Origin of the sequence: Stenotrophomonas sp. 22385 (assembly GCF_052045085.1) — a bacterium.
Classification (GTDB): Bacteria; Pseudomonadota; Gammaproteobacteria; order Xanthomonadales; family Xanthomonadaceae; genus Stenotrophomonas.
Genome location: NZ_JBQEOG010000005.1, coordinates 121,660 through 136,230, shown reverse-complemented (window position 1 = coordinate 136,230; position 14,571 = coordinate 121,660). Strand labels below are relative to the sequence as shown.

Genomic DNA, 14,571 nt, shown 5'->3' with positions numbered 1-14,571 from the left:
CCATCTTCGCAGAACGAAAGAGGCCGGCAACATGCCGGCCTCTTCGTATGTACTGCACAGCGCCCCGATTACTGGCGGGCGGTATCCAGCGCAGCGGTCTGGGTCACCAGCTGGCCATCCACCACCGGCAGACGGTCGCTGCTGGGCTTGTTGGCCATCTTGACGGTCTTTTCAACGCCGTCATAGCGGTAGGTCACGTTGTAACCGGTGACGTTGTTGGTGGTGCCCATGGCGATGCGGTTGCCCGGCTTGCTGGCCATGCGCATGGTGCCGGTGGTGCCGTCTTCATTGCGGTAGGTCACGTTATAGCCGGTGACCCTGGTCGATTCGGAAGTGGCCGTCTCGGTGTGGCACTGGCGCTCGGTGCGGTTGACCACGCGGCCACCGACGTGGCGCTTGTCCACCTGGTTGCCGATCATGCCGCCTGCGACGGCGCCGGCGGCGGTGGCGGCCTTGCGGCCGTTGCCGCCGCCCACCTGGTTGCCCAGCAGGCCACCAATGACTGCGCCGGCTACGGTGCCGCCGACGTTGCCGTCGCGTTCCGGCAGGCGCTCCTGCACCACCACGTCGTTGCAGACCTCGTGCGGGGTCTGGGTGGTGGACGTCTCGCGCACCGGCTCAGTGCCGATCACGGTGGCGTAGGCCTTTTCCTTCTGGGTCAGCGGATCAACCTTGACCACGTCGGCGTATTCCAGGCGTCCGGCCTTGTCCACGGCGAGTTCGTCGGTGCGTACACCGTCGTCGGCCAGCGGGGTGGTGTCGAGGTTCGGGCGGGTCTGGGCGGCGGTAACCGGGTCGGCGGAATTACCGCTTTTCATGAAGGCGGCGGTGGCGATGCCGCCAACCAGCAGGGCGCCTGCAGCGACCAAGGCAGTAGTAGTTGTGCTGTTCATATCCGACTCCCTGCGGACGATCCGCAACGTTCTTGATGCGGATTCCAGCATGCGCACCCTGAACGGTATCTCCACATGACGCTTACGACCCGCCTCCCCATTCAGGTTCTGTCGTTGCAGGGCTCGTGATAGCGTTTACACCACTTGTCGAGGAGAGTGCGATGCCCGGTCCCCTGCTGCTACCCGTCATGAAATGGGCGCGCGGACTGCGTTACCCCACGCTGTTCAAGATCACCGCCGCGCTGTTCGCGGTAACGCTCTTCATTCCAGACCCGATTCCGTTCGTGGATGAAATCCTGTTCGGGCTGGGCACGCTGCTGCTGGCCAACTGGAAGCGGCGCAGCGATACCCTGCCGCCGCGCTTGGACCGGCGCGACGCGTGAGCCTGGTCGACAGCCACTGCCACCTGGACGCGGACGAGTTCGACCCCGACCGCGCCCAGGTGATCGCGCGCGCGCAGGTTGCTGGCGTGCGCACCCAGCTGCTGCCGGCAGTTACCGCAGCCAGCTGGCCGAAGCTGCGCGATACCTGCCAGCTGGCGGAAGGGCTGTACCCGGCCTACGGGCTGCACCCGATGTTCCTGGACGAGCACCGGCCGGAGCACCTTGAGCAGCTGCGGGAGTGGATCGTGCGCGAGCAACCGTGCGCGGTGGGCGAATGCGGGCTGGATTTCTTCGTGGACGGGCTGGATGCCGAACTGCAGAAGTTCTACTTCGACGGCCAGTTGCGGATCGCGCGGGAGTTCGACCTGCCGGTGATCGTGCACGCCCGGCGCGCGGTGGACGCGGTGATCGCGGCAATCAAACAGGTCGGCGGATTACGCGGCGTGATCCACAGCTTCCCGGGCAGCCCGGAACAGGCCGCGCAGCTGCACAAGCTGGGTTTCCTGGTCGGGCTGGGCGGCCCGCTGACCTATGACCGCGCCCAGCGCCTGCAGCGGCTGGTGGCCCAGCTGCCGATCGAGCAGCTGCTGCTGGAAACCGATGCGCCAGACCAGCCGGACGCCGGCATCCGCGGCGAGCGCAACGAGCCGGCACGATTGACGGTGATTGCAGAAACCGTGGCGAAGTTGCGCGGAGAAACGGTGGCCGGGATTGCCGAGCAGACCTCCGCCAACGCACGCCGGCTGTTCGCCATCAGGTAGAGCCGCGCCCTGCGTGGCTTTGACCCAGGCCGACCACACGAAGAAGCTTCAGTCCTGATGTGTAGGACGCGACGGCTTTTCAGGGGTTGGACCTCCGACGGTAACGCTGCCCGTGTAACCGCCCCCACCATAACTGCCTCCGCCGATGGGTCCGGTGTAACCACCGCCTCCGGAGCCTCCGCCACCACTGCCGTTGCCGCCACCGGGTCTCGCGCCCGTAATACTCTTTCGGTCGATGGCATTCCAGTCCCTGCTCGGTCATCTGGTAGGTTGTACAAACCTCTCCGTTGCAGATGATGATCTTATCGCCGGGGTTTTGCTTGTAGAACGTTTTTCCATATGCCTGGTAGGCGTTTGCATTCACATAATGTCTGAGGAATGCGTCGGTCGCTACATCAGGAATCGGGCCCTGCCCCCAGCAGGTATTGCAATGCAAAGGCCCGAAGGTACTCGTTCCGGATCCGATGGACCATGCAGCGACTGCAACCGGAATCAGGCAGACTGAAACAGCAAGGACCGCGATTTTCCAAAGCTCCATGCAACTTTCCTCCATTAGATGCAGCACGTTTTCCTTAGTTCCTTCGCAGCAACCTCGGCTGACGAGATTTCAGCCGGAGTAAGGACGCTGCGAAGCTCAGCCAGCTCCGCACTTCGGGAGGGCTTGGCATCAATCTGCTGAAGTGCGAGCTTATGTGCATACGCGGCGGAGAAGTCCTTGGGCGCAAGGATGCCGCGCTGGTAGATGTTGCCAAGCGCATCCAGTGCATCCAGGCTTCCTGACTGCAGAGCGCGCTGGAGGAGGGAGACCGCCAATCTGCGGTACTCAAGTGCTCGCTCAGGGTCTGCCAAGAGGTCACCCAACGTTCCAAGCGTTGCGGCGGGATCCCGCGCATACAGCAGCTGCGCTTCAACTTCGCCTTGCTGGGCAGCCTGTTCGAGCCAGTTTTCATCCAGCAGATCGCCGCTGGATAGAAGCTTGGCGCAGTTCTGAAGCTCCTTTTCCACACCGCGCATGTATTGCTGACCAAGGCCTTCCCGCGCATAGGCAAGATAGACGCCCTGGTCGCCGGGCTTCATTACCCTCCTGCATGAATCGGTGCGCAGGTGAATTTCATAGCTGGCAAGACCGCTTCCGCCTCGAGCTGCCGCCAGCCTCTGGCTGACGAACTCCAAGGCATCACCTTCAAGATCCAACGGTGGGGACTTGATGTAATAGGCACGACCCTGGATCAACTGCCTGCGCGTTGCCGACTGCGTGGACGCCGGGTTGCTGCGGCAACTGTGGCGCACCTGCGTCGCTTCTGCAGGCGCGCCGATCCGCACGGACTTGAATGATGCATCCACGACTGATTCGGAAGCTCGGAGCCAGAGATAACCGGCCCCACTTCCCACCAGCAACAACAGTGCCGCGCAAAGGACGCGCATCAGACCCTCCTTGACCACAAACAAAGCGACTCCAGATCGCTTCCAATGCCGTCAATTGTGTCTGCTTGAATCGTTAGCCTGCATCATCGAAAACCGGGCACACAGGTGAGGAATCGCCCCGCCAATTCGTAAGGCGAATACGGGGGCGAAAACGCAAGGCAGTAGCTCGATGCGCTAGACCCCGGCAGGCTTGCTCTTCAAAAGCATCTCCAGCGCCTTGCCCACCGCTGCGAACGCGAACGCACCAGTGATATGCGTGGCCGCGCCCAGCCCGGCGCCGCAGTCCAGCTTCAATGCGGCATCGGCGCCCAGCTGCGGGCGCACGCCGCACACGCTGCCATCGGCCTGCGGGTACTTCACGTTCTCCAGCGAATACACCGCCGGCACGCCGAAGTAGCGCGAGGCGTTCTTCGGGAAGTTGAAATCGCTGCGCAGCTTCTTGCGGATCAGGGCCAGCATGGCGTCGTGCTCGGTGCGCGAGACGTCACGGATGCGCACCAGGGTCGGGTCGGTGCGGCCACCGGCCGCGCCCACGGTGAGGATCGGCAATTTGCGGCGGCGGCACCAGGCAATGGTTTCCACCTTGACCCGGAAGCTGTCGCAGGCGTCGATCACCAGGTCGAAATCACGGTCCAGCAGCTCGACCATGTTCGACACGGTCAGGAACGAGGCAACCGGATCAACGCTGATGTCGGGGTTGATCGCAAGGCAGCGCTCGGCCATCGCCTCGGCCTTGTTGCGCCCGTACTGCCCGGCAAGGGCCGGCAGCTGGCGGTTGGTGTTGGACACGCAGATGTCGTCGGCGTCGATCAGGGTCAGGTGCCCCACCGCCGTGCGCGCCAGGGCTTCCACCACCCACGAGCCCACCCCGCCCATGCCGACCACCGCCACCCGGCGCTGCGACAGCTGGTCTACGGTGCCCACCCCATACAACCGGTCGATGCCGGCAAAGCGTTCGCGCAATACGTCGTTCATGCCGCCTATTTTAGACGGCGCGGGGCCCGCCACGTACGTTCGTGATGCGGCCAGCGGTAGGATGCAGCGAGCCACCCACAAGGAAGCCACCCGCATGAACGCCCCCGTCCCTGCCCGACGCCCGTCCGCCGCTTACCGCTATCTGTTTGTCGCAGGCCTGGGGCTGGTGATCGGCCTGGTCGCCACGGTGATGGTGTCTCGGGCGATCCAGGCCCGCCAGGACCCGTTCCCCGGCAGCCTGATGCACGTGATGGAGCGCCAGGTGGCGCTGTTGCGCGATGCGCAGGCGCAGAACCGCTGCAGCCTGGCCGACAGCGTGCCGCGCCTGCAGACCCTGCGCTCGCTGTCCAACGACCTGGACCTGGCGTTCCCTGACCTGAAGGACAGTGCGCAGTTCCAACAGCACGCCAGCAGCCTGCGCGCCACGCTCAACACCGCGCTGACGGCGCCGCCCACCGACTGCGTGGCCATGGGGCGGCTGGTCGAAGACCTCCAGACCGACTGCAAGGCCTGCCACCAGGATTTCCGCTGATTCATCTGGCAGCCACGAAGCAGGCGCCGGATTGGCACGCTGTTCACGCAGCACACGACAGGATCTGCGCCATGCGCCCCAGACGCATTCACTACCACCCCTTCTGGCCAGGAGAACCACCATGAAGATCCAACTCATTGCTGCCGCTGCCGTTGCCACCGTCGCGCTGGCCGGCTGCGCCACCACCTCGCCTGGCTACGGTGGCGGTGGCGGTTACAACAGTGGCTACGGCAACAGCGCCGGTTACAACACCAACCGCTGTGCCGATTGCGGCATCGTCACCCGGATCAACCAGGTCGCTTCCGGCCGCACCGCGCCAAGCGCTACCGGCGCGATCCTCGGCGGCCTGGTCGGCGCGGTGGCGGGTCATGAAATCTCCGACCACACCGGCGGCAGCAAGGGCAACCAGAACATCGCCGCAGCCGCAGGCGCGGTCGGTGGTGCGCTGGCCGGCAACCAGATCCAGAAGAATGTGACCAGCGATACGTTCGACATCACCGTGCGCATGGATGATGGCCGGACGGTGGTGGTCAACCAGCGCGACCTGGGTGGGATCCGCGAGAATACCTACGTGCGCGTGGTCAACGGCCGGGTAGTGCTGCGCTGATCGGCTGCGTCGCCCGCTGCCGCTTCAAAGCAAAGGGCCCGCTTGCGCGGGCCCTTTCCATGTTTCGCTGACTCCGAAACAGTGAGCGCTTAGAGCGGCTTCACCTTGTCGGCCTGCAGGCCCTTCTGGCCATTGACCACTTCGAATTCAACCGCTTGGCCTTCCTTCAGGCTCTTGAAGCCCTGGGATTCAATTGCACGGAAGTGCACGAACACGTCCTCGCCGCTTTCACGGCTGATGAACCCGAAACCCTTCGCGTCATTGAACCACTTGACGGTGCCCCTCTCTGACATCTTCCTTACTCCCTGACTGACTTGTAGTTGGTTACGCCTTGTGGGCGGCTGACAAGCAAGGGGGAAGCGAGGTGCATCGATGGAGCGGATCGGAAGATCTACCATCATCAGGCCACGATCCACGGTGACCTTGCCAAGCTCAGCGCCTGCAACTTAACCCGGGCCAAACGAAAAAGCAACTGCCTTATTTCACATATGTCAACCCCAAACAGGCCACCATACTGGACAGCATGGACCCTTCATTCATCTTTTACCTGATCGCCGCGCTGCTGGTCCTGGTGGGGATCGCCGGCATCGTTCTGCCTGCCCTCCCCGGCATCCCACTGGTATTCGCAGGCCTGCTGGTGGCAGCCTGGGCTGACGGCTTCTTGCACGTGGGCTGGGTGCCGCTGACCGTGCTGGGTCTGCTCACCCTGACCTCATTCGCGGTGGACGTGCTGGCTACGGTGGTCGGCGCCAGGCGGGTGGGTGCCAGCCGCAAGGCGCTGTGGGGCACCTTCGTGGGCAGCATCGTCGGGCTGCTCTTCATGCCGATCGGGCTGTTCGTCGGCCCACTGGTTGGCGCGCTGCTCGGTGAGTACTGGCATACCCGTGAACTGGGGCGCTCGACCAAAGTGGGCCTTGCCACCTGGCTGGGTATCCTGCTGGGCCTGGCGCTCAAGCTGGCGCTGGTGATCGCCATGCTGGGCATCTTCGCATTCGCGTGGTTCTTCTGAGCCCGACCGGCTTCACGTCGCGCGCACGGGGGACACCGGCATAAACGCGCTGATCCCGTCAGTGCGGAATGTTGCGCTGGCAGGAACGTCGGGCAGCCGCCACACTGTCCGCGCTCCCCTCCATTCATCGGCCTGCCACCATGACCCACCGCCCCCGTTCGGCCCTGCTCTCTGCCCTGGCGCTGGCTACCGCCAGCCTGCCGCTGGCGGCCCAGGAAGCCGCACCGACGCCGGCATCGCCGGAAGCCTGCGCGCTGGTAGGTACCGACGTGGCCCGCCTGGCCTGCTACGACAAGCTGTTCCGGCCCACGACCGAAACCACCCAGGCGGCCGATGCCGCGGCTACCGCCGCCAAGCAGGAACGCCGGGAGGAGCGCCAGGCCGCGCGCATGCCGGATGCCCCCGCCACCGAGCGGGTCAAGCAGCGCTTGGGCGAGGTGTTCAAGAATGACGGGCACGACGCCGCACTGGCCAATGCCGGCAAGGGGTCGCTGCTGGACAGCCGCTGGGAGCTGGCCCAGGACTCCAAGCTGGGGGCGTTCCAGTTGCGTGCCTACAAGCCGGTGTACCTGCTTCCCGCGTTCTGGACCAGCGACAAGAACCAGATGCCGCAGTCGCCCAATCCGGACAATACGGTAGCCACGCCGCAGCAGCTGGACAGCAACGAGCTCAAGTTCCAGCTGAGCTTCAAGACCAAGGTCTGGGAGAACGTGTTCGGCGACAACGGCGACATCTGGGCCGGCTACACCCAGAGTTCGCGCTGGCAGGCCTATAACGCCGACAACTCGCGCCCGTTCCGCGAAACCAATTACGAGCCGGAGATCATGATGGTCTTCCGCAACGGCTATTCCATCGGCGGCTGGCGCGGGCGCATGAGCGGGATCAGCCTTACCCACATGTCCAACGGTCGCGCCGATCCGCTGTCGCGCAGCTGGAACCGGGTGATCGCCAACATCGGCCTGGACCGCGAGAACTGGGCGCTGGTGCTGCGCCCGTGGTACCGCCTGCCCGAAGACCGCGAAGACGACAACAACCCTGACATCGAGGATTACATGGGACGCGGCGATGCGACCCTGACCTGGAACCGCAACGGCCACGAGGTCTCGCTGATGGCGCGCCATTCGCTGCGCGGTGGCGATCGTTCGCACGGGGCGCTGCAGCTCGATTACGGCTTCCCGATCAGCAACCTGCTGCGCGGGCACGTGCAGGTGTTCGATGGATACGGCGAGAGCATGATCGATTACAACCACAAGGCGACATACATCGGCTTGGGTGTGTCGTTGCTGGAGTGGTACTGAGTCGATCTACGGAGCCGCCTCCAGGGATGCCGATGCCGGTAGGGTCGCATCCCGATCGACGACGTGCACGGATGCACGAGTGGTGCGGCCGCAGGACGCGGAGGAGGACCACCGCCGATCGCGGCGGGTACCTCGTTGGGTTATGACCTCCAACGAAGGCACGTCTCCGCCAGAGGCCCATGCGTCAAAGCACTGATTGCCTGTATCGGCAGTCGTTTGGGAACCGACCCTACGCCATTGGGTTACTGCCAGTCGGTGATGCCTTCGCGGCGGTAGACTTCGGCGAACGCCGGGCGCGCTTTGATGCGCTCGGCGTACGCCTTCAGCTCCGGCCAGGTATCACTGGGCCGGGGCATGTTGCGCGACCACCGCATCAGCATCACCAGCATGAAATCGACCACGCTGATGCGCTCGCCCAGCACATAGGGCCCGGCCTGTCGCAGATGCCCGGTGAACTGCGCCCACCCCGCTTCAAGCTGCTGGCGCGCGCCCTCACGTACCGCATCGACATTGGCGGCACCCGCCACTTCATCGGCATAGAACCAGGCTCGGTAAGCAGGTTGCAGGGTGTTGGCGCACCAGAACATCCAGCGGTAGGCCTGCGCGCGCTCAGGCGAGGCCGGCGCCGGCAGCAGCCCGGCCTCGGGATGCAGGTCGGCCAGGTGCAACGCGATAGCTGCCGCCTCGGTCAGCACCTGGTTGCCCATCACCAGCGTGGGCACGCGCCCGGCTGGGTTGAGGGCAAGGTAGTCGGCCGACTTCTGTTCGCGGGTGTCGAAATCGAGCAACACCAGCGTGTGCTCGATGCCCAGCTCGATCAGCAGCCAGTGCACCACAAGTGACGCAGTACTGGAGGATCCATACAACGTGGTGGCCATGCCCGGAACCTGCGGAAGGAGAGGTCGTGATTATGCCCGCGCAGCAGCCACCGGCAATGGATACAGATGAGCGCTGCATTGCCGTGTGCCTGTGGCTGTCGAGCCGCACGGCCGCAGCCTAGCATGCAGCGCATCTTCTGCCGCCCGATGCCGCGCCGCCATGCCCGATCCTTCCCAACTGCTCGCCTTCAGTCTGATCGCACTGGGCATGGTGCTCACCCCGGGGCCGAACATGATCTACCTGGTGTCACGATCGATCTGCCAGGGCCGCGTGGCCGGGCTGGTGTCGTTGGGCGGCATCGCGGTGGGGTTGCTGGTGTACCTGCTGTGCGCGGTGCTGGGCATCAGCGCGCTGTTCATGGCGGTGCCACATGCCTATGACACGCTGCGCGTGACCGGCGCACTGTACCTGCTGTACCTGGCCTGGCAGGCGCTGCGCCCAGGCGGGCGCTCGCCGTTCGAGCTGCGTGCGTTACCGCAGGACAGCCCGCGTCGGTTGTTTGCAATGGGCCTGTTCACCGCGCTGCTCAATCCGAAGATCGCGGTGCTGTACCTGTCGCTGCTGCCGCAGTTCATCCAGCCGCACGACCATGGCAGCGTCATGACCCAGTCGTTGTTGCTGGGCTCGCTGCAGATCGCCACCAGCATCAGCGTCAATGCCGTGATCGTGCTGGCCGCAGGCAGCATTGCCGCGTCCCTGGCCGGTCGCCCGCGCTGGCAGGTGGTGCAGCGTGCGCTGATGGGCACGGTGCTGGGAGGACTGGCGGTGCGGATGCTGGTGCGCTGAGGCGGTACCGACCCACGGTCGGTACCTGCCAGGGGGCGGTACCGACCAGGCCAAGTGTCAGGCCACTACTACTGGAATCTTGCCGATCTTCGCCTGCCATTCGCGCGGGCCGGTGACGTGCACTGATTCGCCGGTGGAATCCACCGCCACGGTCACCGGCATGTCCTGCACGGTGAATTCGTAGATTGCTTCCATGCCCAGGTCGGCGAAGCCGACCACCTTGGCCGCCTTGATCGCCTTGGAGACCAGGTAGGCCGAACCGCCCACTGCCATCAGGTAGGCCGACTTGTTGTCACGGATCGCCTCGATTGCGGCCGGGCCGCGCTCGGCCTTGCCGACCATGCCCAGCAGGCCGGTCTGTTCCAGCACCTGGCGGGTGAACTTGTCCATGCGGGTGGCAGTGGTCGGGCCGGCCGGGCCCACCACTTCGTCGCGCACCGGATCGACCGGGCCGACGTAATAGATGAAGCGGCCCTTGAGGTCGACCGGCAGCGGCTCGCCCTTGTTGAGCATGTCCACCATGCGCTTGTGCGCGGCATCGCGGCCGGTGAGCAGCTTGCCGTTGAGCAGCAGGGTCTGGCCCGGCTTCCAGCTGGCCACGTCTTCCGGGGTGATGGTATCCAGGTCGACGCGGGTGCCCTTGGAGGCGTCGTAGGTGATCTGCGGCCAGTCTTCCAGCGACGGCGGGTCCAGCATCACCGGGCCGCTGCCGTCCAGGGTGAAGTGGGCGTGGCGGGTGGCGGCGCAGTTGGGGATCATCGCCACCGGCAGGTTGGCCGCATGGGTCGGGAAGTCCTTGACCTTGATGTCCAGCACCGTGGTCAGGCCGCCCAGGCCCTGCGCGCCGATGCCCAGCGCGTTGACCTTGTCGTACAGCTCCAGGCGCAGTTCTTCGGCGCGGTTGGAGGCGCCACGGGCCTTGAGTTCGTTGATGTCGATCGGCTCCATCAGCGACTCCTTGGCCAGCAGCATCGCCTTTTCAGCGGTGCCACCGATGCCGATCCCGAGCATGCCCGGCGGGCACCACCCGGCGCCCATGGTCGGCACGGTCTTGAGCACCCAGTCAACGATCGAATCGGACGGGTTGAGCATGGCGAACTTGCTCTTGGCTTCCGAACCGCCGCCCTTGGCCGCCACGATCACCTCGACGGTATCGCCCGGCACCACCTTGACGTTGACCACGCCCGGGGTGTTGTCCTTGGTGTTGGTACGCTTGCCGGCCGGGTCGGCCAGCACCGAGGCGCGCAGCTTGTTGTCCGGGTGGTTGTAGGCCCGGCGCACGCCTTCGTTGGCCATGTCTTCCACGCCCATGGTGGCGTCGTCCCAGCGCACGTTCATGCCGATTTCCAGGAACACGGTGACGATGCCGGTGTCCTGGCAGATCGGCCGGTGGCCTTCGGCGCACATCCGGGAATTGATCAGGATCTGGGCCATCGCTTCCTTCGCGGCGGGCGACTCTTCGCGCTCGTAGGCGGCGGTGAGGCTCTTGATGTAGTCGACCGGGTGGTAGTACGAGATGTACTGCAGCGCGTCGGCGATGGACTGGATGAGGTCTTCCTGCTTGATCGATGTCACGTAATGCTCGCTTGCTCGGGGCTGGCGGGGGTAAGCCGTCCATTTTAGCGCCCCGGCCCGGCGGTGGTGGGAATCACTCCCGATAACCACCCTGCGGCGGCCGCAACGGTCAAGAACCGTAACGCTCGACCCGGCTTCACAGCCATGGCAGGCACAATGGGGCCATGCCTGCTTCCCCCGCCTCTGGCGTCTCCGGCGCCAAAAACCCCAGCCTGCGCGAACGCTTCCAGGCGATGCGCAACCTCCCCCCGTTCCTGCGCCAGGTCTGGCAGACCAGCCCGGCGCTGGCCAGCGCCAGCCTGGGCCTGCGCGTGATCCGCGCATTGCTGCCTGTGGCGATGCTGTACGTGGGCAAGCTCATCATCGATGCGGCGCTGTTGCTGAGCCGGCATGAGGCCGGTTTCCCACCGTTCGGCGAGGCACTGTCCAGCGGCCTGCTCAATCCACTGCTGGCGCTGCTGGCGCTTGAATTCGGCCTGGCCATCGCCTCGGACCTGCTCGGCCGCGTCGTCAGTTACGCCGACACCCTGCTCTCGGAGCTGTTCACCAACGTCACCAGCGTGCGCCTGATGGAACACGCAGCGGAGCTGGACCTGGAGGACTTCGAGGACCCGGACCTGCAGGACAAGCTGGACCGCGCCCGGCGCCAGACAATGGGCCGGATGAACCTGATGAGCCAGCTGTTCGGCCAGGTCCAGGACGCCATCACCGTGGCCAGCCTGGCGGTTGGCCTGCTGGTGTACGCGCCGTGGCTGATCCTGCTGCTGGGCGTGGCACTGGTGCCTGCCTTCATCGGCGAATCACACTTCAACGCGGCCGGCTACAGCCTCAACTTCCAGTGGACCCCCGAGCGCCGCCAGCTGGACTACCTGCGCCAGATCGGCGCCAGCGTGGAAACGGCCAAGGAGGTGAAGATCTTCAACCTCCACCGCTTCCTGATCGACCGCTACCGGTTCCTGGCCGACAAGTTCTTCCGCGCCAACCGTGCGCTGGCGCGCAAACGCGCGTTCTGGGGCACCCTGCTGGCCGCCCTCGGCACACTCGGGTACTACACCGCCTATGCCTACATCGCCTGGCGCACGGTGCGCGGCGACTTCTCCATCGGCGACCTCACCTTCCTGGCCGGCAGCTTCCTGCGCCTGCGCCAGCTGCTGGAAGGCCTGCTGATCGGTTTCTCGCAGGTGGCCAGCCAGGCACTGTACCTGGACGATCTGTTTTCGTTCTTCCAGATCCAGCCGGAAATCCATTCGCGCCCCGACGCGGTGCCGGTGCCGCAGCCGATCACCCGGGGCTTCGTGTTCGAGAACGTGGGCTTCCAGTATCCCGACGCGGAAAGCTGGGCGGTGCGCCATCTCGATTTCGAGCTGCGCGCCGGCGAAGTGCTGGCCCTGGTCGGCGAGAACGGCGCCGGCAAGACCACGCTGGTGAAACTGCTGGCGCGGCTGTACGACCCCGACGAAGGCCGCATCCTGCTCGACGGCCGCGACCTGCGCGAATACGACCTGGACGACCTGCGCGCCAACATGGGAGTGATCTTCCAGGACTTCGTGCGCTACAACCTCAGCGCCGGCGAGAACATCGGGGTCGGCCTGGTCGAGGCGATGACTGACGACGCGCGCATCCGCGACGCCGCGCGGCGAGGCATGGCCGAGGATGTGATCGCCGGGCTGCCGCAGGGCTACGAGCAGCTGATCGGGCGCCGCTTCAAGCAGGGCGTGGACCTGTCAGGTGGGCAGTGGCAGAAGATTGCCATTGCCCGCGCCTACATGCGCGACGCGCAGGTGATGATCCTGGACGAACCCACCGCCGCGTTGGATGCGCGCGCCGAGTTCGAAGTGTTCCAGCGCTTCAAGGAGCTGTCCGACAACCGCACCGCCGTACTGATCTCGCACCGGTTTTCCTCGGTGCGCATGGCCGACCGGATCCTGGTGCTGGCCGGAGGGCGGATCGAGGCCAGCGGTACCCACGTCGAGCTGATGGCGCAGGGCGGTCGCTACGCCGAGCTGTTTGAACTGCAGGCCGCCGGCTATCGCTGAACGGGGTTCAATGAGAATTTATCTCATTTGAGATAAACTGGACGCGACAACACAGCTCAGACCCCTCCCCATGTCTTCTGCTTTCGGCGCCGAGACGGTGCTTGAGGTCCGTCACTGGACCGATGCCTACTTCAGCTTCACCACGACCCGCGACAGCGGTTTCCGCTTCGAGAACGGCCAGTTCGTGATGATCGGCCTGGAAACCGAAGCGCGGCCGCTGCTGCGCGCGTACTCCATCGCCAGCGCGAACTGGGAAGAAAACCTCGAATTCTTCAGCATCAAGGTCCAGGACGGCCCGCTGACCTCACGCCTGCAGCACATCAAGCCGGGCGACAAGGTACTGGTCGGCAGGAAGCCCACCGGCACCCTGCTGATCAGCGACCTGCACCCGGGCAGACACCTGTATCTGCTGGGCACCGGCACCGGCCTGGCGCCGTGGCTGTCGGTGATCAAGGATCCGGAAACCTATGAGCGCTTCGACAAGGTGATCCTCACCCACGGCGTGCGCTACGAAAAGGACCTGGCGTATCGCGACCTGTTCGAGAAGGAACTGCGTGAGCACGAGTTCCTGGGCGAGATGATCGGCGAAAAGCTGCTCTACTACCCGGCCGTGACCCGCGAGCCGTTCCCGAACCAGGGCCGGCTGACCTCGCTGATGGAAAGCGGCGAAATGCAGCGCACCCTGGGCCTGCCCGAGCTGAGCCCGGAAAACGACCGCGCCATGATCTGTGGCAGCCCGCAGATGCTGGCCGACCTGCGCAGCGTGCTGGACGCCCGGGGCTTCCAGACCTCGCCGCGGATCGGCACGCCCGGCCACTACGTGTTCGAGCGCGCGTTCGTCGAAAAATAAACGGCTATTCCAGCGCCGCCTCGATATCGCCGCGCAGGCTCTCCGGCTTGTCGGTCGGCGCGTAACGCTCGCGCACCTTGCCATCCCGGCCGACCAGGAACTTGCTGAAGTTCCGTTTGATCGCACCGATGCCCAGCAGGCCGGACTTCTCGGCCTTGAGCCACTTCCAGAGCGGGTGGGCGTTTTCCCCGTTGACCTCGATCTTCTCCGACAGCGGGAAGTCCACGCCGTAGGTCAGTGAACAGAAGCTGGCAATCTCCTCGGCATTGCCCGGCTCCTGGTGGCCGAACTGGTCGCAGGGGAAGCCGATCACCACCAGGCCCTGGTCGCGATACTCGCGCCACACCTTCTCCAGGCCCTCGTACTGGGGCGTGAAGCCGCATTTGCTGGCAACGTTGACCAGCAACAGCGCCTTGCCACGGTACTGGTCAAGGTCCTGCTCCTGGCCGTCCAGGTCCACGAAGGAGAAATCGAAGGCAGTGGTCATGGTCGTGCTCCGGAGGGGGTTCGGTGGATTGTAATGCCACGCCCGCCGCACATGCCTTTCGACACAAGCCCCCAC

Annotated in this window: 16 protein-coding genes; 9 read left to right on the top strand and 7 right to left on the bottom strand. The window is 65.1% G+C overall.

Annotated features, from left to right (window positions below):
• Nucleotides 1–68 precede the first annotated feature (68 nt).
• Nucleotides 69–893 (bottom strand): glycine zipper 2TM domain-containing protein, encoded by an 825-nt coding sequence (locus tag ACTJI4_RS10610; protein WP_392921510.1) that lies wholly within the window; start codon nucleotides 891–893, stop codon nucleotides 69–71.
• A 161-nt stretch (nucleotides 894–1,054) separates the two neighbouring features.
• On the opposite strand from ACTJI4_RS10610, the gene ACTJI4_RS10605 reads away from it, so the two are divergent.
• Nucleotides 1,055–1,276: a DUF6116 family protein gene (locus ACTJI4_RS10605; RefSeq protein WP_068853007.1), complete on the top strand. Its 222-nt coding sequence runs from the start codon at nucleotides 1,055–1,057 to the stop codon at nucleotides 1,274–1,276.
• Entirely contained in the window at nucleotides 1,273–2,037 is a 765-nt protein-coding gene (locus ACTJI4_RS10600) for a TatD family hydrolase (RefSeq protein WP_440869324.1), read from the top strand. The genes ACTJI4_RS10605 and ACTJI4_RS10600 overlap by 4 nt, the downstream gene beginning before the upstream one ends.
• A gap of 552 nt (nucleotides 2,038–2,589) precedes the next feature.
• On the opposite strand, the gene ACTJI4_RS10595 is transcribed toward ACTJI4_RS10600, so the two are convergent.
• A complete protein-coding gene (locus tag ACTJI4_RS10595) occupies nucleotides 2,590–3,462 on the bottom strand; it encodes a hypothetical protein (RefSeq protein ID WP_440869323.1) in 873 nt (290 codons plus the stop codon).
• Nucleotides 3,463–3,636: 174 nt separating this feature from the next.
• On the bottom strand, nucleotides 3,637–4,437 hold the full coding sequence (locus ACTJI4_RS10590) for a tRNA threonylcarbamoyladenosine dehydratase (RefSeq protein WP_392921498.1): 801 nt from the start codon (nucleotides 4,435–4,437) through the stop codon (nucleotides 3,637–3,639).
• Nucleotides 4,438–4,531: 94 nt separating this feature from the next.
• Here ACTJI4_RS10590 and ACTJI4_RS10585 point away from each other — a divergent pair, with 94 nt between their 5' ends.
• Both ACTJI4_RS10585 and ACTJI4_RS10580 read left to right on the top strand, forming a co-directional pair.
• Complete coding sequence (locus tag ACTJI4_RS10585) at nucleotides 4,532–4,969, top strand: hypothetical protein (RefSeq protein ID WP_440869322.1); 438 nt, start codon at nucleotides 4,532–4,534, stop codon at nucleotides 4,967–4,969.
• Between the two features lie 121 nt (nucleotides 4,970–5,090).
• Nucleotides 5,091–5,576, top strand: coding sequence for a glycine zipper 2TM domain-containing protein (locus tag ACTJI4_RS10580; protein ID WP_392921492.1), 486 nt, complete (start codon nucleotides 5,091–5,093; stop codon nucleotides 5,574–5,576).
• An 89-nt stretch (nucleotides 5,577–5,665) separates the two neighbouring features.
• Here the strand turns inward: ACTJI4_RS10580 and ACTJI4_RS10575 are convergent, their stop codons facing one another.
• The gene (locus tag ACTJI4_RS10575; RefSeq protein WP_392921489.1) at nucleotides 5,666–5,869 is read right to left on the bottom strand and encodes a cold-shock protein; all 204 of its coding nucleotides are present in this window, start codon (nucleotides 5,867–5,869) and stop codon (nucleotides 5,666–5,668) included.
• Between the two features lie 230 nt (nucleotides 5,870–6,099).
• On the opposite strand from ACTJI4_RS10575, the gene ACTJI4_RS10570 reads away from it, so the two are divergent.
• Nucleotides 6,100–6,585 (top strand): DUF456 domain-containing protein, encoded by a 486-nt coding sequence (locus ACTJI4_RS10570; protein WP_440869321.1) that lies wholly within the window; start codon nucleotides 6,100–6,102, stop codon nucleotides 6,583–6,585.
• Between the two features lie 140 nt (nucleotides 6,586–6,725).
• Complete coding sequence (locus ACTJI4_RS10565; RefSeq protein ID WP_392921485.1) at nucleotides 6,726–7,883, top strand: phospholipase A; 1,158 nt, start codon at nucleotides 6,726–6,728, stop codon at nucleotides 7,881–7,883.
• A 242-nt stretch (nucleotides 7,884–8,125) separates the two neighbouring features.
• Here ACTJI4_RS10565 and ACTJI4_RS10560 read toward each other — a convergent pair whose 3' ends face one another.
• Nucleotides 8,126–8,761 (bottom strand): glutathione S-transferase family protein, encoded by a 636-nt coding sequence (locus tag ACTJI4_RS10560; RefSeq protein WP_440869320.1) that lies wholly within the window; start codon nucleotides 8,759–8,761, stop codon nucleotides 8,126–8,128.
• A 160-nt stretch (nucleotides 8,762–8,921) separates the two neighbouring features.
• Here ACTJI4_RS10560 and ACTJI4_RS10555 point away from each other — a divergent pair, with 160 nt between their 5' ends.
• Nucleotides 8,922–9,548, top strand: coding sequence for a LysE family translocator (locus ACTJI4_RS10555; protein WP_392921479.1), 627 nt, complete (start codon nucleotides 8,922–8,924; stop codon nucleotides 9,546–9,548).
• Between the two features lie 57 nt (nucleotides 9,549–9,605).
• Here the strand turns inward: ACTJI4_RS10555 and ACTJI4_RS10550 are convergent, their stop codons facing one another.
• Nucleotides 9,606–11,123 carry a fumarate hydratase gene (locus tag ACTJI4_RS10550; RefSeq protein ID WP_440869319.1) on the bottom strand — a complete coding sequence of 506 codons (1,518 nt, stop codon included), beginning with the start codon at nucleotides 11,121–11,123 and terminating at the stop codon, nucleotides 9,606–9,608.
• A gap of 164 nt (nucleotides 11,124–11,287) precedes the next feature.
• Here ACTJI4_RS10550 and ACTJI4_RS10545 point away from each other — a divergent pair, with 164 nt between their 5' ends.
• Together ACTJI4_RS10545 and ACTJI4_RS10540 are read left to right on the top strand one after the other, a co-directional pair.
• Nucleotides 11,288–13,159 (top strand): ABC transporter ATP-binding protein, encoded by a 1,872-nt coding sequence (locus tag ACTJI4_RS10545; RefSeq protein WP_392921473.1) that lies wholly within the window; start codon nucleotides 11,288–11,290, stop codon nucleotides 13,157–13,159.
• 70 nt (nucleotides 13,160–13,229) lie between these two features.
• The gene (locus ACTJI4_RS10540) at nucleotides 13,230–14,009 is read left to right on the top strand and encodes a ferredoxin--NADP reductase (RefSeq protein WP_392921471.1); all 780 of its coding nucleotides are present in this window, start codon (nucleotides 13,230–13,232) and stop codon (nucleotides 14,007–14,009) included.
• Nucleotides 14,010–14,013: 4 nt separating this feature from the next.
• Here ACTJI4_RS10540 and ACTJI4_RS10535 read toward each other — a convergent pair whose 3' ends face one another.
• Nucleotides 14,014–14,496, bottom strand: coding sequence for a glutathione peroxidase (locus ACTJI4_RS10535; protein ID WP_440869318.1), 483 nt, complete (start codon nucleotides 14,494–14,496; stop codon nucleotides 14,014–14,016).
• Nucleotides 14,497–14,571 lie beyond the last annotated feature (75 nt).